This is a genomic window from Flavobacterium sp. (genome assembly GCF_003525665.1).
Lineage (GTDB): Bacteria > Bacteroidota > Bacteroidia > Flavobacteriales > Flavobacteriaceae > Flavobacterium.
This window is the reverse complement of record NZ_DQDX01000004.1, coordinates 1-913: the sequence shown is the minus strand read 5'-3', so window position 1 is coordinate 913 and position 913 is coordinate 1. Positions and strand designations below refer to the sequence as shown.

Annotated in this window: 1 protein-coding gene; it reads left to right on the top strand. The window is 22.5% G+C overall.

The genetic code is table 11. The features are described 5' to 3' along the window. Positions 1–28: 28 nt before the first annotated feature. Positions 29–913: hypothetical protein (locus DIU01_RS00390; RefSeq protein WP_290831289.1), on the top strand; the 885-nt coding region annotated here is incomplete at its 3' end.

Here is a 913-nt window from a genome sequence, read left to right as displayed (position 1 = left end):
CATAAATATTTGGAATATAATAATCCTAATGGGGATTATTCAAGGAATTATCTTTGGATTGGTTATACTTTTTACTAAAAAATATTATTCCAAAACAAATTCTTTTTTGGCATACACCTCCTTTTCTTTATCATTTAGTAATCTACAATATTGGATAATTGATAGTGGTTTAGAAGACTTATTCCCATTTTTAGGTTGGTTTAGGATTCCATGTGAGTTTTTAATTATTCCAATGTTCTATCTTTTTGTAAATAAATATTTGGGTGTTAATGTAAAAAAGGAAATTAAAATTTCATTATTAATTCCGTTTTTTATTGATTTTCTATTTCAAATTTCAATTTCTTTTGATCAATTATTCTTTGAAAATAAATTTATTAGCTTTAAATTCATTGATACATATATGACTATTGAAGAGATTTCTTCAAATAGTTATTCTCTTTTTCTAATAATCTTAACATTGTTAATAGTTAAAAACTTTGAACAGAGAAACAATGTTTTTAAGATAGAGTTTGTTAAACAAAAAACAAAGTGGCTAAAACAAATTCTAATAATTGGATTATCAGCTTGTATTATATGGATTGCAGAAATTTATTTAATGCAGGATATAACAATTGATGGAAAGAACACTGATGTTAGTTTATCAATTTATTACCCTATTTGGATAATAATTTCAATTATTATCTATTGGTTATCATATGTGGGTTTATTTCAATCAAACTTACATGTTGAAAGAATAGAAATTAGAAACAAAATTATTTCCGAGAAAAATGATATTATGTATTATGTAGATGAAACTAAAAAAAAGAGTAAAGGATTAAAACAAGAAAAAAAATTTACAGAATTTCAAGATATTATTTCTAAAAACTACATGAATCCAAATTTAAATTTAAACGAAGTATCATTAATGTTAAAT